This is a genomic window from Pseudomonas arabinosi (genome assembly GCF_047758675.1).
Lineage (GTDB): Bacteria > Pseudomonadota > Gammaproteobacteria > Pseudomonadales > Pseudomonadaceae > Aquipseudomonas > Aquipseudomonas arabinosi.
Map to the genome: position 1 here is coordinate 6,721,006 of NZ_CP180480.1, position 16,394 is coordinate 6,737,399.

The 16,394-nt window shown below is 57.0% G+C and carries 10 protein-coding genes and 1 pseudogene; 4 read left to right on the plus strand and 7 right to left on the minus strand.

Going from position 1 to position 16,394, the window contains the following annotated elements; genetic code table 11:
• Window positions 1–159: 159 nt before the first annotated feature.
• The 3 genes from ACMXYJ_RS31145 to msrA all read left to right on the plus strand — a co-directional run bounded on the left by ACMXYJ_RS31145 (window position 160) and on the right by msrA (window position 5,306).
• On the plus strand, window positions 160–1,557 hold the full coding sequence (locus tag ACMXYJ_RS31145; protein ID WP_415758211.1) for an alkaline phosphatase D family protein: 1,398 nt from the start codon (window positions 160–162) through the stop codon (window positions 1,555–1,557).
• A gap of 225 nt (window positions 1,558–1,782) precedes the next feature.
• The gene (locus ACMXYJ_RS31150) at window positions 1,783–4,476 is read left to right on the plus strand and encodes a putative bifunctional diguanylate cyclase/phosphodiesterase (RefSeq protein WP_415758212.1); all 2,694 of its coding nucleotides are present in this window, start codon (window positions 1,783–1,785) and stop codon (window positions 4,474–4,476) included.
• A 182-nt stretch (window positions 4,477–4,658) separates the two neighbouring features.
• The gene (gene msrA, locus ACMXYJ_RS31155; protein WP_415758213.1) at window positions 4,659–5,306 is read left to right on the plus strand and encodes a peptide-methionine (S)-S-oxide reductase MsrA; all 648 of its coding nucleotides are present in this window, start codon (window positions 4,659–4,661) and stop codon (window positions 5,304–5,306) included.
• Window positions 5,307–5,437: 131 nt separating this feature from the next.
• On the opposite strand, the gene ACMXYJ_RS31160 is transcribed toward msrA, so the two are convergent.
• Window positions 5,438–6,274 carry a 23S rRNA (adenine(2030)-N(6))-methyltransferase RlmJ gene (locus ACMXYJ_RS31160; RefSeq protein WP_415758214.1) on the minus strand — a complete coding sequence of 279 codons (837 nt, stop codon included), beginning with the start codon at window positions 6,272–6,274 and terminating at the stop codon, window positions 5,438–5,440.
• A gap of 240 nt (window positions 6,275–6,514) precedes the next feature.
• Here ACMXYJ_RS31160 and ACMXYJ_RS31165 point away from each other — a divergent pair, with 240 nt between their 5' ends.
• Entirely contained in the window at window positions 6,515–6,892 is a 378-nt protein-coding gene (locus tag ACMXYJ_RS31165) for a hypothetical protein (protein WP_415758215.1), read from the plus strand.
• Here the strand turns inward: ACMXYJ_RS31165 and ACMXYJ_RS31170 are convergent.
• The 6 genes and pseudogenes from ACMXYJ_RS31170 to ACMXYJ_RS31195 all read right to left on the minus strand — a co-directional run bounded on the left by ACMXYJ_RS31170 (window position 6,879) and on the right by ACMXYJ_RS31195 (window position 16,257).
• Window positions 6,879–7,376 carry a hypothetical protein gene (locus ACMXYJ_RS31170; protein ID WP_415758216.1) on the minus strand — a complete coding sequence of 166 codons (498 nt, stop codon included), beginning with the start codon at window positions 7,374–7,376 and terminating at the stop codon, window positions 6,879–6,881. The genes ACMXYJ_RS31165 and ACMXYJ_RS31170 overlap by 14 nt on opposite strands.
• A gap of 147 nt (window positions 7,377–7,523) precedes the next feature.
• Window positions 7,524–7,847: a hypothetical protein gene (locus ACMXYJ_RS31175; RefSeq protein WP_095127456.1), complete on the minus strand. Its 324-nt coding sequence runs from the start codon at window positions 7,845–7,847 to the stop codon at window positions 7,524–7,526.
• Between the two features lie 466 nt (window positions 7,848–8,313).
• Entirely contained in the window at window positions 8,314–8,730 is a 417-nt protein-coding gene (locus ACMXYJ_RS31180) for a hypothetical protein (RefSeq protein ID WP_415758217.1), read from the minus strand.
• A gap of 1 nt (window position 8,731) precedes the next feature.
• Window positions 8,732–13,512 (minus strand): annotated as a pseudogene (locus ACMXYJ_RS31185) (RHS repeat-associated core domain-containing protein).
• Window positions 13,512–14,249, minus strand: coding sequence for a DUF4123 domain-containing protein (locus ACMXYJ_RS31190; RefSeq protein WP_415758218.1), 738 nt, complete (start codon window positions 14,247–14,249; stop codon window positions 13,512–13,514). Before ACMXYJ_RS31190 ends, ACMXYJ_RS31185 begins: the two are co-directional and overlap by 1 nt.
• A complete protein-coding gene (locus tag ACMXYJ_RS31195; protein WP_415758219.1) occupies window positions 14,239–16,257 on the minus strand; it encodes a type VI secretion system tip protein VgrG in 2,019 nt (672 codons plus the stop codon). Before ACMXYJ_RS31195 ends, ACMXYJ_RS31190 begins: the two co-directional genes overlap by 11 nt.
• Between the last annotated feature and the right edge of the window lie 137 nt (window positions 16,258–16,394).

A 16,394-nucleotide genomic window follows, 5' to 3' on the forward strand; every position in this document is an offset into this window, starting at 1 on the left:
TTTTATTCCTACATTCATGGCTTACGCCGCCTACAACTCGAGTCCACTTCCGCCCGATATTTTTCGCAAGCCAATAACTAATCTTAGTTGGGGTAATTTCCAATAGAAACTTCGACAACTTAATCTGCTTAGTTAGCATTACTTCGAATGGATTCGAACATGTTCAAACCGACTGTCGGCCCTATTATTGGCCACACTACAACTAATCACGCACGCATCTTTTTGCGCGGCGAACTTCAAAACAATGCACCGGTATTTGCAGGCATTCGTTATCGCCGGCCTGGCGAAGAACGCTGGTCCCAAGGTGTATTTACAAAGTTGACGATCTTGCGTGATATGTCCGATGTGATTGCACTCAACGACCTTGCCGCCGATACCGAGTACGAATACCAAGCGGGCTGGTTCAGCCCCATGAGCCCGGTGCACACCGTGGAAACGGTTCAGGAACTGCCGCTGCAATGGCCGCGGGATCTCTACCGGTTTCGCACGCAGTCCAGCAAAGCCACAACTCCACGGGCCTATATCGTCGGTTCATGTCGTTACCTGCGCATGACCGCTGGCATCCCGTCTGCACCGCATCTGGGGGACAGGATTTTCGCCTCGATCACGAATCTGGCGCAGCAGGCCGAACCGCCCATCAGCGCCATGTTGATGACCGGCGATCAAATCTATGTCGATGACCTGAACGTCATTGCTCCCGACCGGGAATACAATGAAATACTCAGTAAGTACCGCGCAGCTTTTTCCCAACCCAATATTGCTACGTTAATGTCCGGCGTGCCGATTTACATGATCCTCGATGATCACGAAATTGAAGACAACTGGCCCGCCAATGCAAGTAATAGCGATGCTCACTTATACCGAAACGCCATGGCGGCGTATGAACTCTATCAAGTCAGCCACAGCCCCGTACATGAACTGCTTGCCAACGGGCAAATCAACAGAGCGCTGTTGCCGCACTATTGGTATCAATTCACCGAGGGCGATATCGAATGGTTTATCACCGATAGCCGAACCCGACGCAACCTGTCGGCCAGCGACCGGCGCATCCTTGATGAAGAGCAGGAACAGGCGCTGCTCAAATGGCTGATCAACAGCACGGCTCGTGTCAAATTCGTGGTCACCAGCGTCATGTTCTACCCCGACCGCAACGCCCATGGCGACGACGCGTGGAAGGCCTTTCCCGAACAACGTCTGCGGCTTCTGGAGACAATTCGTACACACCGCATCAAGAACGTCTTCTTCGTTTCCGGTGATGTCCACGGCTCTTTGACGAGTCGTCTGACCCACAGCGAAGACCCGGACTTCGAGGTGCACACCATCGTCTCCTCGCCTTTGTGCAACAGCAAACTGCTGCCGTACGCCAAGGCCTCCACCTTCATCCTCGATCAACCATTGGCGCGAACAGCCGCTGGCGACTATCAACATGAACTGACCAGCCAGGTGGTCAGCCAGGACAATTTCGCGCACCTGGTGGTTGAGGCGGAGCAGGTTCGTGTCAATTACCACGATCGGGATGGCCAGCTGCTGCAATCGGTAGGTATTCCTTTGCGTTAAACCAAACCTGTGGCGAGGGAGCTTGCTCCCTCGCCACAGGGCTCCAAACGATTACTTTTAGCCATCCAATGGAGAAATCCTGCCGCTTGCCGACATATTCTTATAGCACTTGGCCTTCATGTCTCTTGTCAGTCAGTGTCGCAATGATGCAACCTTGCCGCAGGTAACAGTAAAGAGGGCGAGAGCCCGGCGCGATCAGCCTATTCGAAGCGAGTTTCCCTCCATATGAAGAGCCAACCCGATGCCGCCAGCCGTATGGTGGCCGAGGTAGTGACGCAGTTGCCTGTGCCCTCGCGGCTGGGCATGCTTCGTTTCGAACGGCTGAATGAAGCGAGTTGGGCGCTGCTGTTTCTCGATCCCAATTGCGAACGACAGTTCGGCCTGCCGGCTGTGGAACTCTGTGCTCTGGTCGGCTCGCCCTACGCCAGCCTGATGGAGCCCGAAGCGCGTTATCAGGCGCATGACGCGGTTCAGCAACAACTCACCGAAAGCCCGCATTACCTGATCCGCTACACCCTGCACACCGCCGCCGGCTCCTTGAACCTGCTGGAACTGGGCGAAGCCTACAAACAACACAATCGACACCTGCTGCGCGGCTATCTGCTAGTGGTCGACGGCCTGTTCGAGGGCGAGCAACTGCTGCCGGCCCTGGACCTCGAAACCCAGAACTCTCGCCTGCAAATCGCCCTGGAACTCAATCAGCGCGCCCAGCAGGAACAGCTTCTGCACCTGGACCGGGTGCGCGCCCAGCAAGACTTGATTCTGCTGCTGACCCGCCAGCGCTATAGCAGCAACAATTCCCTGAAAGAAGCCGCCGAACTGATCACTCGCAGCGCCTGTGACATTTACGAAATCGACTGCGCCAGCCTGTGGAACCTCGAAGGTCCGCTGCTCGTGCCAATTGCGGCCTATCACCGCGCCAGCCAGGAATACCTGCTGCCGGAGCCGATCGACGTCAGTCACTTCCCCGACTACGTGGAAGCCTTGCACACCAGCCGCGCCATCGACGCCCACAACGCCATGCGCGACCCGCGCACCCGGGAAATGGCCGAACACCTGCGCCCACGCGATGTGAATGCGATGCTCGATGCCAGCATCCGCGTCGACGGCCAAGTGGTCGGCGTACTCTGCCTGGAGCAGACCGGTATGACCCGCGCCTGGCAATCGGACGAAATTGCTTTCGCCGGTGAGTTGGCGGATCAGTTTGCCCAAGTCATCAACAACCACAACCGTCGCACCGCCACCAGCGCCCTGCACCTGTTCCAGCGTGCGGTAGAGCAAAGCGCCAACGCCTTTTTGCTGGTTAATTGCGACGGCGTGGTGGAGTACGTCAACCCGAGCTTCACGGCGATCACCCAGTACACCACCGAAGAAGTCCACGGCCAGCGGCTGTCGGAACTGCCGGCACTGGAAAACCTCAGCGAGCTGCTGTTCGACGCGCACTCGGCGCTGGCCAAGAGCAACAGCTGGCAGGGTGAGTTCAAAAGCCGCCGCAAAAACCTCGAACCCTACTGGGGCCAGTTGTCGATTTCCAAGGTCTACGGCGACAACCGCGAGCTGACGCATTACATCGGCATCTACGAAGACATCACCCAGACCAAGCTCGCTCAGCAGCGTATCGAGCGTCTGGCGTATACCGATAACCTGACCAACCTTGGCAACCGCCCGGCCTTCATCCGCAACCTCGATGAACGTTTCGCCCGAGACAGCGATACCCCGATCAGCTTGTTGCTGGTGGACATCGACAACTTCAAGCGGATCAACGACAGCCTCGGCCACCAGACCGGCGACAAACTGTTGATCAGCCTGGCCCGACGCCTGCGCAACAGCCTGAGCCCAAGCGGCAGCCTGGCGCGGTTCGCCAGTAACGAATTCGCCGTGCTGCTGGACGACACCGACCTGCGTGCGGGCCAACAGATTGCCAATCAATTGTTGGCGACCCTCGACAAGCCGATGTTCGTCGACAACCAGCTGATCAGCGTCACCGGCTCCGTGGGCCTGGCCTGCGCGCCGTTGCACGGTCGCGATCCGCAAACCCTGATGCGCAACGCCGGCCTCGCGCTGCACAAGGCCAAGGCCAACGGCAAACACCAGGTCCAGGTGTTCACCGAAGCGCTGAACGCCGAAGCCAGCTACAAACTGTTCGTCGAAAACAACCTGCGCCGCGCCCTGACCCAGAACGAGCTGGACGTGTTCTACCAGCCCAAACTCTGCCTGCGCAGCGGTCGCCTGTTGGGGATGGAAGCGCTGCTGCGCTGGAACCACCCGGAAAAAGGCATGATCCGCCCGGACCAGTTCATCAGCGTCGCCGAAGAAACCGGGCTGATCATTCCCATCGGTAAATGGATCGCTCGCCAGGCCTGCCGCATGAGCAAAGACCTGACCGCCGCGGGCCTGGGCAATCTTCAGGTGGCAATCAACCTGTCGCCCAAGCAGTTCTCCGATCCGGACCTGGTGTCGTCCATCGCCAACATCCTCAAAGAAGAAGCGCTGCCGGCAAACCTGCTGGAACTCGAACTCACCGAAGGCCTGCTGCTGGAAGCCACCGAAGACACCCACTTGCAGCTCGATCAGCTCAAGCGCCTGGGCCTGACCCTGGCCATGGATGACTTCGGCACCGGTTACTCGTCGCTTAGTTACTTGAAAAAATTTCCGATCGACATCATTAAGATCGATCGAAGCTTCATCCACGAAATCCCCGACAACCAGGACGACATGGAAATCACCTCCGCGGTGATCGCCATGGCCCACAACCTGAAACTCAAGGTCGTGGCTGAAGGCATCGAAACCGCCGAGCAGTTGGCGTTCCTGCGCCGTCACCGCTGCGACGTTGGCCAGGGCTATCTGTTCGACCGGCCGATTCCGGGCACCGAGCTGATCGAAAAGCTCAAGCGCTATCCGCGTGGCCCGATCGCCTGACAGCAATCCCTTGTGGGCCCCCCCACTCCCTGTGGGAGTGAGCCTGCTCGCGATAGCGTTGTATCAGGCAGCATCTACGTCACTGACACACCGCTATCGCGAGCAGGCTCGCTCCCACAGGGATAATTGGGCAAACTGGCGGTCTGACTTTCTACATCCAAACCTGACTGAGAGGACTGATCATGGTCTTGCGCTCGGAAATCCTGGTGAACAAAAACGTGCTCCCGACTAAAGAACAAGCTCTGCCTGGCCGTGAAACCCCAATGACCGTGCCGGAAAAACACTTCGTCCACGACGCCCCGCTGCTGGGCCCGTTCGCGATGGACGTGGATTTCGCGATCTTCGGCCTCGGCTGCTTCTGGGGCGCAGAGCGCAAGTTCTGGCAGCGCGAAGGTGTGGTCAGTACGGCGGTGGGTTACGCCGGCGGCTTTACGCCGAACCCGACGTATGAAGAAGTCTGCTCGGGCCTGACCGGCCACAGCGAAGTGGTACTGGTGGTCTACGAGCCGGCAAAAGTCAGCTACGACGAGCTGCTGAAAATGTTCTGGGAACTGCACAACCCGACTCAGGGCATGCGTCAGGGCAATGACATCGGCACGCAGTACCGCTCGGTGATCTACGCCACCAACCCGACTCAGTTGGCAGCCGCCAAGCACAGCGAGCAAGTGTTCCAGGCCGAGTTGACCAAGGCTGGCAAAGGCACGATCACCACTGAAATCGACGAAGCCCCGACGGTCTACTTTGCCGAGGCTTATCACCAGCAATACCTGGCGAAAAACCCTGAAGGGTATTGCGGGATTGGCGGTACAGGCGTGACTTGCCCGATCTGATTTTCGGGCCCTAAAAGCAAAAGATCGCAGCCTCGTTTCACTCGACAGCTCCTACGGGGTTACGCATTCCCTTGTAGGAGCTGTCGAGTGAAACGAGGCTGCGATCTTTTGATCTTGCTTGTCGATTTACCCTATTCGGCGATCAACCAATCCATCTGCCAACCACCCTGGGTCTGTCCCAACTTCTTGGACAACCACGGCAGCAACTCACGCAATTCCTCTTCCAGCCCCCACGGCGGATTCGCAATCGCCAGCCCCGAGCCATTCAGACTGTTCGGCGTATCCAGCGGATGCACCAGCAACTCGACACGCAACAACTTCGGCGCGCCCGTTCCAGCCAAGTCCTGATAGAAACGACGCAACAGGCGCTGGTCCTTCACCGGGTACCAGATCGCGGCCACCGTCTGACGCATCCGGCCAATCGCTTCTTTCAAAGACGCCGCACAACGCTGCATCTCATCCAGCTGCTCGAACGGCGGATCAATCAACATCACCGCCCGCTTCTCCTGCACTGGCAACATCGCACGCGGCACATGCCAACCTTCGCCCAAGTGAACCTTCACCCGACGATCACCGGCCATGTTGTCCTTGAGCAGCAAGCCGTCTTCGGGGTGCTTCTCGTTGAGCATCACCCGATCCTGCGGCCGCGTCAGCCGCCGCGCCAACTCCGGCGATCCCGGGTAATAGCGCAACTGGCCATCCGGGTTCATGTCGTGCAGCACCTTCATGTAATCAGCAGTCAGCTCCGGCAGATCCGGCTGATCCCACAAACGCGCAATACCTTCCAGGTACTCACCGGTACGGCTCGCCTGATCACCCTGCAGGTCATACAGACCAATGCCGGCGTGAGTGTCGAGATAGGCAAACGGCTGCTCCTTGCGCGACATCAAAGCGATGATGCGGGTCAAAGTCAGGTGTTTGAACACATCGGCGTGATTGCCGGCATGGAAGGCGTGACGATAATTCATGATTGCTCCTGCGAAGGGCGGGGAGTTTACCTTGTACCGAGGCGAACGTCAGGGGTGGCAGCCGAGCGGCCAGACGAAAACCCGCTGGCGAGGGCGTGCGCGACCGGCACATACTCCTGGCCCACCGAGCGACACCCTCACCTCAACTAATGACAGGGAGTCAAAAAACCGATGCGAATTCTATGTTCGGCGTTTGTTTGTTTACTGTCGGCAAGCCACGTTTTTGCTGACGAGACGCACATGGCAGAGGCACGCCAATCCTTAAAAAATTACGGACTTAGCCATTGCATTCTCAAGCACTTTAAAGAGAAGTCCGAGTTAGAAGCAGACATCGCGCGATCGGCGGGTGCTTACTCGTTCATGGGTAACGGCATGCATACCGTGGTTCAGGATGAAGACACCTTGAAGGTCACACATGACCCTTACATGAATACCCGGATCTACGTATTTAATGCTTATGACAACACCTCATCTGTCAGCAAATACACGGACAAAAAGCTGGTAATGCTTGGATGCTTGAGCGTTTATAACTCGCTGGCGTTTGACGCCTTTATCAAGACCCAGGATCAATTCATTACCGAACAAGCTTCTGAAAACCCACCATTCAGGTCAAATTAGTGCTGAACAGACTGAGATCCAGATTTTTCAAACACTGATAATAAAACTCAGAGCTACTGCTGACTTGGTCATGCCTGAAATCAAGTATCTGCTTATAAAGCGACTGAATCGCGGGATCCTTGATGGATCGCATACTGTCCAGGACAAGACAGATTTCATAAATTTTCTCCTCCCGCTCCTCGTTCATACGCCGATAGTCTTCTCTCGACATAATTCCAAGAAAACGAGAAAAATGAAAAGGTAGACCCGCGTTATTTCTGAACATCCAAAGAAACGTCTTTGCCAGCAAACCTACAAAATATAGCCGTGCCAGACAGGCAGGATCAGCGGCAAAATCCAGCAGACCTTTGACCCCGAAAAACTCAAAGACTGCGATTTCAAAGCGTGCCCCATCGCCATCATCGCCACTTTCATAGGCATCGATGACGATATCGCTATAGGCCCACTCTTCGATTAATTCCCGTGTTAGCTGTTGACCCGACATACCTGCCCTCTTGTTTTCAGGAAACGACTTTTAACGCGCCGTTCTGCGTTCCAGCCACACCGCCAATTTCGAGCCTGACACCGATGTGACGCAGAGCGTCACGGGCTGCATTCCCACGCAGAGCGTGGGAACGATCTTTCAGCAGCCCTACTCCGAAGACCGCGCTCGCAACCGCCGCCCAAGAACATCCAGCACATCACACCCATCCCGCAACGGAATGGCACAGAGCAAAGCAAAATCACTAAGAATGAAGGACTGACACTCGATCGAACCGCGCATGGACAAGTTCTCCATCACTTGGGTGACGGCGCGAATCCGGTAGTTGGCAGCGTCATACAAAACATCCAGCGGCGCTTGGGTGTCGACGAACAGGGTTGGCATGTCGTCGCAATTGCTGGTGAGCGCCATGAAGCGGCTTTGGGGATGGGGGGTTGGTTTTTCATAGGGTGGATCGGGATGAAGTGTTTTCATTTTTTGAGACCTTGGTGGATAAATTCAAGCTACCAACGGCCTTTCCTACGGGCTTGGGTGGCAGCCGTGCGCGGGAGTAGGAAACTGAGGAATCCACCAAACTCAGCCACGCCGAAGCGTGTCCCACGCACAGCCGCCGCGAACGATCTTACGGACACGAATAAAGTGCCGCAATCAAACGACAGCGCTGACGCGCGGTGAATTTCCAAGGGTTCCTACACCCTGCCACTGCATTTGCAGTGACAGCCGAAGACTATCCATGGAGCTCACTTCGCACCAGTTCATGGAAACCGCTACAACTTGAAGGAAACTTCCGACGACCGTGCCCAGAATTTTCGTTGCCTGTAAGACCGTCTTCTCGGGCAAGCCTCGCTCCTACAGTCGCCACCGTCCTGCGGGAGCGTGGCTTGCCCGCGATTGAGCGCGAAGCGATCATAAAATCTATCCACCTCAGGGATAACAAGCCTTACCAGGTTGATTGGTCTTCAAGACCGGCTTTATGAAGGTCGTCTTTCCACTCGTCTCGTGCCAATCTATATATGTCTTCAAAAAAGCCACGTGGATTTTCTATTTCGGTTTCATCCCAAGCGAGGATCCGGGGATCTTCGTGATCACTTTCAAACTGCTTAGAAAAATCAAAATCTGATTGCTGCAAAACTTCCTCAAGCATCTTAAAAACTAAAAATCTATGCCTATAGGTTAAATAGTCAAAATCTGGAATTATAAATTTCTTTATTACTTCCTCTCTTTCATCTTGCTTATTAGGGTTATAAACCCACAAGGCCTCACCAAGTGTTTCTTCTCTATCGTAGATTGAGATTCCAGCCAGAACATAAGAAAGCTGAGGCTCAAATGGAAAATTTACAAATGGATGCATCAACATTTCAATCCACCTTTCGAGGAAAAGCCGTGAATGGGTGTTTCACATTCTGCTTATCAAACTTAATTTCTGCACCATCCATATTTTCTATATAACGAGGATTATCTGGATTTTTTTCATTAGGCTTGTATCCCCGTCCTGCTCCGGGCAATTTCATTCGAACAACTGGGTTCAGGTCGGCGTCATAACCAGTTGGTTCGGGAACATCACGGTGCATTTTAGACAAAGCATAACTTATCGCACGAAATTGCATCATCCAGCTACTGAACTGAGAGCTTGGTCTGATTGGTCCTTTCACACCTTTCTTCGTCGGATGAGATCCATCAATTGACCGCTGTTTCAACGCTTTATCGTCAATTTCCGGACCATGTTTTTCAACTGAGTGCATTTTATATTCTCTCTCCCACTTTAATACCTGACGCTTGGCTTCCTCCTCGGTTTTAGGTTCCGGGTCACTTGCCTTAGGCAGCTTTGGACTGCCTTGATTTACGGCGGGTTTATTAGCGTCCGCAGGTAACGGACAGCCTACCTTTTTCTTATTTTTCGGCGGAGGACAGTTGGAGTTCAATCCCAACGGATCAACCCACCCCGTCGGATTCGGCGTGTACTGATACTGGTTCAGCCCACCCGCTAACTTGATCGGATCCGGCGTCAGATACCGACCAACCTCCGGATCATAGTACCGATGCCGGTTGTAATGCAGACCACTCTCGGCGTCGAAGTACTGCCCCTGAAACCGTAGCGGTTGCTCGAGCTGCTCTCCCCCTCCGAATGCAAGGCGAGTGACTTTGCCGTAGGCGCTGTACTTCGCCGACCAGACAATCTCGCCACCAAAATCAGTCAGTTCCTGCGGCGTACCCAATCGAGTTGGTAGTAGAACGGGCAGGCCTTGCGTGGGCCTTTGCCGTCGAGCATGGCCAGCGGGCGGAAGCTGCCGGGTTCGTAGACGTAGCTGCGGTAATGCTCGCGGCTGCTTTCGGCGATGAGGTTGTCGCCTTGCCAGAAGAACTCGGTGGTTTTGCCGTCGACGGTTTTGCTGATGCGGCGGCCGAAGGCGTCGTAGCGGTAGTTGGCGCCGCGGCCGTCCGGGGTCGTGACGCCGACCAAGCGGTGTTGGCAGTCGTAGCGGTATTCGGTGACGAGTTTTTGCGCGGTGCCGCGGCGTTCGCGGATGAGGTTGCCGAAGGCGTCGTAGTCGTAGTGGCGGTCGCCTTGCATCAGCAGGCGATTCCCCAGCACCTTCGCGGCGCCGGGACGGTCCTGCATCAGCAGGTTGCCCGCCGGGTCGTGGGCGAAGCTTTCCGGTGGGTCGTCGCGGGTGTGGCGGACGCGGGTCAGGTGGTTGAGCGGGTCGTATTGGTAATTGCGTTGGCCGTGACGGGTGTCGGCGATGCTGTCGAGATTGCCGTTGGCGCTGTAGGCATAGTCGCGGCGATACAGCGTTTGGTGCTGTTGACTGACAGCGTGGGCCTTCAATCGGCCCTGATCGTCGTAGGCATATTCGCTGAGCAACTGCCCCTGCTGGCGTTGCTGCTCGCGACCGAAGGCGAATTGGTGGGTCGTGAGTCGCGCGCCGTTGAGGTCGATGGCCGTCAGCGCGCCGCCCTTGGCGTGGTGGTAATCGAGTTTGCTGCCGTCCGGCAGGCGCAGGCGATTGAGCTGACCGCAGGCGTCGTAGCCATAACGCAGCGTGCCCCAGCCCTGGTGTTCGCTGATCAGCCGGTCCTGCTGGTCGTATTCGAACTCCAGCGGATGGTCGTGACCGTCATCGACGCTGACCAGTCGGCCGAGGCTGTCGTAGCGGTATTCAACCTTGATGCCGTCGGGCAGGGTTTTGACCAGCAAGCGCCCCGCGGAGTCTCGTTCATACGCCGTTACCAGCTGCGAGCCGTCCTCGCCAAACTCGGTTTTCTCCAGCAGCTGGCTGTTGAGGTCGTAGGCGTACGCTGTGCGTTGGCCGTCGAATCCGGTTTCCTGTCGGATCAAGCCGTTGGGCGTGTAGTCCAGGAGATATTTTTCGCCAGACTCGTTTTCGATCTCGGCGAGTAACAGCTGGGCGTTGTCGTAGCGGTACTTCAGCTGGGTGCCGTCGGCATTGATGCGGCGGCTGACCAGGTGCAGATCGTCGATGTATTCGTAGCGGGTGACGCGACCCAGTTCATCCCGTTCGGCGGTGATCTTGCCGTAGGCGTTGTAGCTGAAGGCGCGGCTGGCGCCTGTGGGAAGCGTCGTCTGGATCAGTCGGCCAACGGCATCCCATTGGTACTGGGTAACGGCGCCGTGTTCGTCCTGCCGGGTAATCTGCCGCCCAAGCGTGTCGTAGGAAAACCGCCGCACACCACCATCCGGCAGCGTTTCCTCAACCAACTGCCCCAAGCCATTCCAGACGAAGACATGCCGACTGTTGTCCGGGTACCGGATCGACCGCAGCTGCCCTCGTTCGTCGTAGTGATAGTGGCTGACATGACCGTCAGGGTCGGTCGCTTGGGTGATGTCACCCTGGGTGTTGCGTTGATATTTCCAGACGGCTTTGCCGCGAAACCGCGCGTGCAGGAAACCGTTGCGATACTCGTAGGCCGTCGGTTCGTCTTCCGGCGGAATCAGCGCGATAAGCCGTCCGACCTCGTCGTAACGGTATTCGGTGACGGCGCCTAACGGGTCTTGCTCGGCAATCAGCCGACCGTTGTCGTCGTAAGCCTTGAGGTGTTCGCCGCCGTCCAGCTCGACCTTGCGTACCAGCCGCGCCCGGTCGTCGTGGACGTAAACCTCTTCACTGCCATCGATGTTCTGGACGGTGACACTGCCCTCGTCATCCCAGACATAACGTGTGTCCATCTGCGAAAACGATGCCCAATGGCGGACACATCGGGCAGCCTTGCCGGACCGTTCCCACTCCCAGAAGAAACTCGCCCCACCGGTCAGTTGCCGCTGCAGGATGACGTGCTGATCGTCGTAGTCGTAACGCTCGCTATCGCCGGCGGCGTTGGTGGCTTCGATCAGTTGATCGCGTTGGTCGTAGCTGTAACTGACCAGTGTCAGCTCGGTGTGCCAGGCCTCGTCGAGGGTCTGGGCCGGGACAAAAACCTGGTAGTCGACGGCGACCAAATGGCTGCGGTCATAGCGCAATCGCAAGGCGCGGCCAGCGTCATTGTCGAGTCGTTTGATGCGGTCTTGTCGGTCGCGGGTGATGCGCAAACGGTTGTCGTAAGCGTCGCTGATGGTCGTCAGTCGACCGTTACGAAAGTGATAGAACCGCGCGTCGTCACCCGCCTGGGCGAGGATCAGTTCTTCGGGCTCATCGCCGAGATAAATCGCTGCCCGCGAGAGGCTGTTGTGGATCGCCGGGCGTTCATTGTTTGGCAGCGGGAACGTGGTGCGCCGGTTTTCGTGGTCGATCCAGATGACGGTGTCGCCGTCGATTTCCAGTCGATGGGCGAGGCTGTGACTCCAGCCGAAACCGAGGCCGCAGTCGATCTCGGCGGCGCTGGTGCGATAGAGCCGGGTGAAGTCGAACGGCAGGATGCCATCCAGCGAACCGTCGATGAGGGTCAGCAGTTCTTCGCCGGTGACCATCGATACCGGGCAATTGTTGGTGCAGGTCAGCGGCACACAATCGGCGCTGTCGCCGTTGGGGTTTTTCGCCTGCGTTGAGGCGTCGTCGTGGTGTTCGTCTTTCTTTAGCGAAGCGTTGCGACGTGCGCTCCAGTTCAACTGCATCCGGCCTTTTTTCATGCCGGCAGCGATGCCTCGGGCAGCGACTTTTTTGTAGCGGTCGACGTAGCTGATGAAGTTATTGATGATCGTGAAAATCGCCTTCACGAGACGCACAACAGCGCTGAGTAATTGCGCAGCTCGATTAGCCAGCCGCATCGTCAAATACGCGATACCGGCCCCTGCTGCAGCGAACGTCAGAACGATGCCAATCAGGATGTCGATCAACAATTGCACCACCACCGTCGACACTGCTTCGGCAGTATTACCGGCGATCTCGCCGGGCGGCAGCATGTCCAACCAGAGGCTGGCGGTGCGTAACAGCAAGCACAACGCCGCTTCGTCACTGGCCAACAGCTGGACTTTTTCCATGACATCCGGAGCGGTTTGCGCGAGTTTCTTCAGCTCTGTGGCGCTCTCGCCCAACCGCTCACCAAACTTCCCGGGATCCTTCAGAATCTCCGAAAGCAGGCCGATGCCGTCCCACACACCCTCGATTGCTGCCCAACTTCCCGCGAGCATTCCATTGCCTACAGCAACCGAAGAAGATTCCGACCACTTCGGCTTGAATGTCTTCCATTCATCTTGCAGCCAGTTTTCGAGCTCATTCGTCAGGCCATCGTAGGAAGAGAAGAGGTCATCGACTTGCTGCGGAGTTACTTCGTTATGGACGTGAATGCGGTAGAACTTGCCCTCTTCCCCTTTGAATATTCCCTTGCCGTTTTTGTTGAGCGTGACTGGCGTCACCTTCCCGCCCTCTCTGGCAATCACATCAACCTGAATATTCCCAACCGGAACGTCATAAACCGATTCGAACTTGCTCTCGATCTCTAGCTTTCCGCCCTTTGGGCATTGCACGACAGTGGAGAAGAAGTTGTTGTCGCTACTGCTCACCGCAGTGCTGGCATTGCCGAACTTGATGATCCGCTCCATGCCCATCAGCGAAGGCAAATCAGCGGCGCGGCTGGCCGTGTCCGCCGCTTGGCTGAACCAGTGCTTGAGCTGTTCACGGTAGAGGGAGAGGGTGTCTTTGAAACCGTCGAGCTCCTGCTCGATACGCACAATCTGATCCATCAGTTCAGCTCCGCCATCAGGTAGTCCACCAAGGCTGTTTTGGGTGCTTGAGGCAGGTCCGGTGTCTCAAGAAAAATCGCAACCTTGTGGCGCAAAACGCTTTCGGAAAACGCCTCGTAAAGGTCAGGGCGTTCCTCGCTCAACCACTTCAGCAAGTTGCTTATTCGGGTTGTTGCGAACTCGGTACCGAGGTGTTTGAGCAGTGGTTCGGAAACTTCCCACCACGGAAAAACCCGGGAACTGTTCAGCGCTTGGCCACCGATTTCGAGCGATTGACCATTGATCAAACAGCGCCCGATCACAGGCATTAACTGCGTAGCGTTAACCTCGGAAGACTGAAGGATCGACAGCAAATAACGCCCATCCCAAAAGCGAAAAAACACTGCGTTGCCGTTGGGCAAAAGGACTTGAGTGAGGCTGCGAAGATGCTCGAGCAACACCTCCTGAGGGGCAGAAGAAACCGCCAGCCAACCCCAATCACGAGACTCGGTTGTGGCCACCCACTCCAGAAACTCACTGCCAGCGGCGACGATTCCGACATAGGGCATCACCGGTTCCCACTCGGCGTACGCGGTGTCGGCCCAGATCGGACTGGGTGCTTGAGCTGCAATCGAACGCTGCAAGGCTTTGAACGGTTCAGCGGCGCTCGCGTTGCTGAAAACCGCGAACAACTGCTCGGACGGTTTAAGCGGTTGGCGATCCAACCAGGCGTGGGGTGACAAGGCATCAGGCTGCACAGACACCATCCTTGCAGCGCTCACATTCCTCACAGAACGGCGCGTCGCTTTTCAGGCTCAGAATCTGTGCGGCACTCAGCAATGCTGCGGGGGCGGCGACGAGTTGCAACGGCGTATCCGGCAAGGACGGTGCAGCCGCCATGGCCGGGATCAACGCACCACCGACCTGAATCGGCACGCTGCTGAAGATCCCGCCCGGCCCAATGTTGATCCACTGCCCGCCCGCCTGAATCGTCGCGCTGGCACCGCCGTCGATCACCACTTGCTGGCCGGCGCTGACATGGAATTGCTGACTGGCATTCAGCGCCTGACTGGTCACGCGAATGTGTCGATCCCCGACCACCACCAGGTGATCATCCAACTTCACTTCGGTCTGGCGCTGGCCATGGGTGATGCGTTGCTCGTCGGCCTTCAGCTCATGGCGAGCGGTGCCTGTGACGACAATGCTGCGGGCGTTATCGACCTGCACCTGTTGATCATTCAGCACGTGCTGCGTCCAGTTTCGCTGGGCGCGCAGGTAGATTTCCTCGGCGCCTTTGCGATCCTCGATGCGCAATTCGTTGTAACCGCCGCCACCGGGACTGCTCTGGCTGCGGAAAATGCTGCGGGTCTTGTCAGCGGGTAGATCGAGCGGTACTGGGGTTGCGGCGTTAGGCAGGCAACCCATCACCAGCGGTTTGTCGGCATCGGCGTCGACGAATCCCACCAGCACTTCCATGCCGACTCGCGGGATCATCACGCTGCCATAACGGTCGTGGGCCCAGCCGGTGGCAACGCGCAGCCAACAACTGGAGTGTTCATCGAGCTGACCGTCACGGTCCCAGGCGAGCTGAACCTTGACCCGACCGAACTCGTCGCAATGGATTTCGCTGTCGGTCGGACCGGTGACCACCGCGGGTTGATAGCCGAGCATGCGTGGTTTTTCCGGCCCCAGCGGTGGACGAAACGAAACGTCCCACGGTGTTGCCAGAAAGGTATTGCGATAGCCCTGGAAATCATCCGGGCCGTCGCTGGTAACCGACTCTTCCAGCACTTGCGGCTGGCGGCCACGGTGTTCGATTTCGGTGATCAACCACAGGTCATTCCATGCCCGATGCGGATGCTCGGCCAGGTGCAGGAAGTGCCCGCTGACCAATGCCGACTCGTCGCCACGACCTTCGGCCTGACGGAAGTCGGCGTTGTGACGTTCGAGTGCTCGTTGGGCCAGATGCTTGCCGTGTTCGCGGTCGGTGAATTGGCCGGGGAAGTGGTAATCCTCGAGCACCGGTCGCCGTTCACTGTCGAGGCGGCTTTCAAGTTGCAGGCGAGGTTTTTTGAAGTCGTAGTCGCGACGTGTTACGGCTGTCGTCCGGGTTTCCAGGCGCACGTTGAAACGCTTGATGGCCGGCGCATCCGCCGCCATTCCACTGCCTGGCAGGTAGAGCGTCGGCTCGGACAGACGAGGGAAAACCGTCTGATCATCACCAAACACCAACAGGTGCCCGTCGAGGCTGTGTTGAAAGTGGTAGTGAATGCCGATCTCGGCACACAGTCGCTGGATGAACGCCAGATCGCTTTCGGCGTATTGCACGCAGTACTCACGCTCGGAGTAATCGCTGCCGAGCCGAAACTCGAAAGCATCGCGCTGGATGCCGTGGTCCTTGAGGATTTGCGCGACGATCGCCGGCACGCTTTTGTGCTGGAAAATCCGCTGATTGATGCGCTGGCCGAGGTAGGCCAGACGCGGCACGAGACTGATTTGGTAGCCCGTCAGGCGCTGTCCGGAATCGCTTTGGCCTACGCGAAATATCTGACCATGAATGCCGGAACCCTGTGCATCAAAACTCAGAAACGCCTGACGATGCAGCAGGCTTTCGAGTTCGATGTCGGGTCGTTCGCTGACCAGTTCCAGGTCAAAACGATAGGGCTGGCTGATGGCTTCCGTGCCCGAGAACTCAAGTACCTTGAGTTCATTCTGGACGCCGTCGATCGTCAACGTGAAACGCGGTTGATTGGCAGGAGCGAACATCCGATGTGTCTCTGCAGAATGAAGGCGGGCGATTCTGCATGAGCGACAAGGGGTGTTGAGGGAGGGACAGGGAAATCAGATTTGTCCTGCTTTTTTAGGGATTTCTCCTTCAACAATCAGTGTGTTTGGCTACAGAC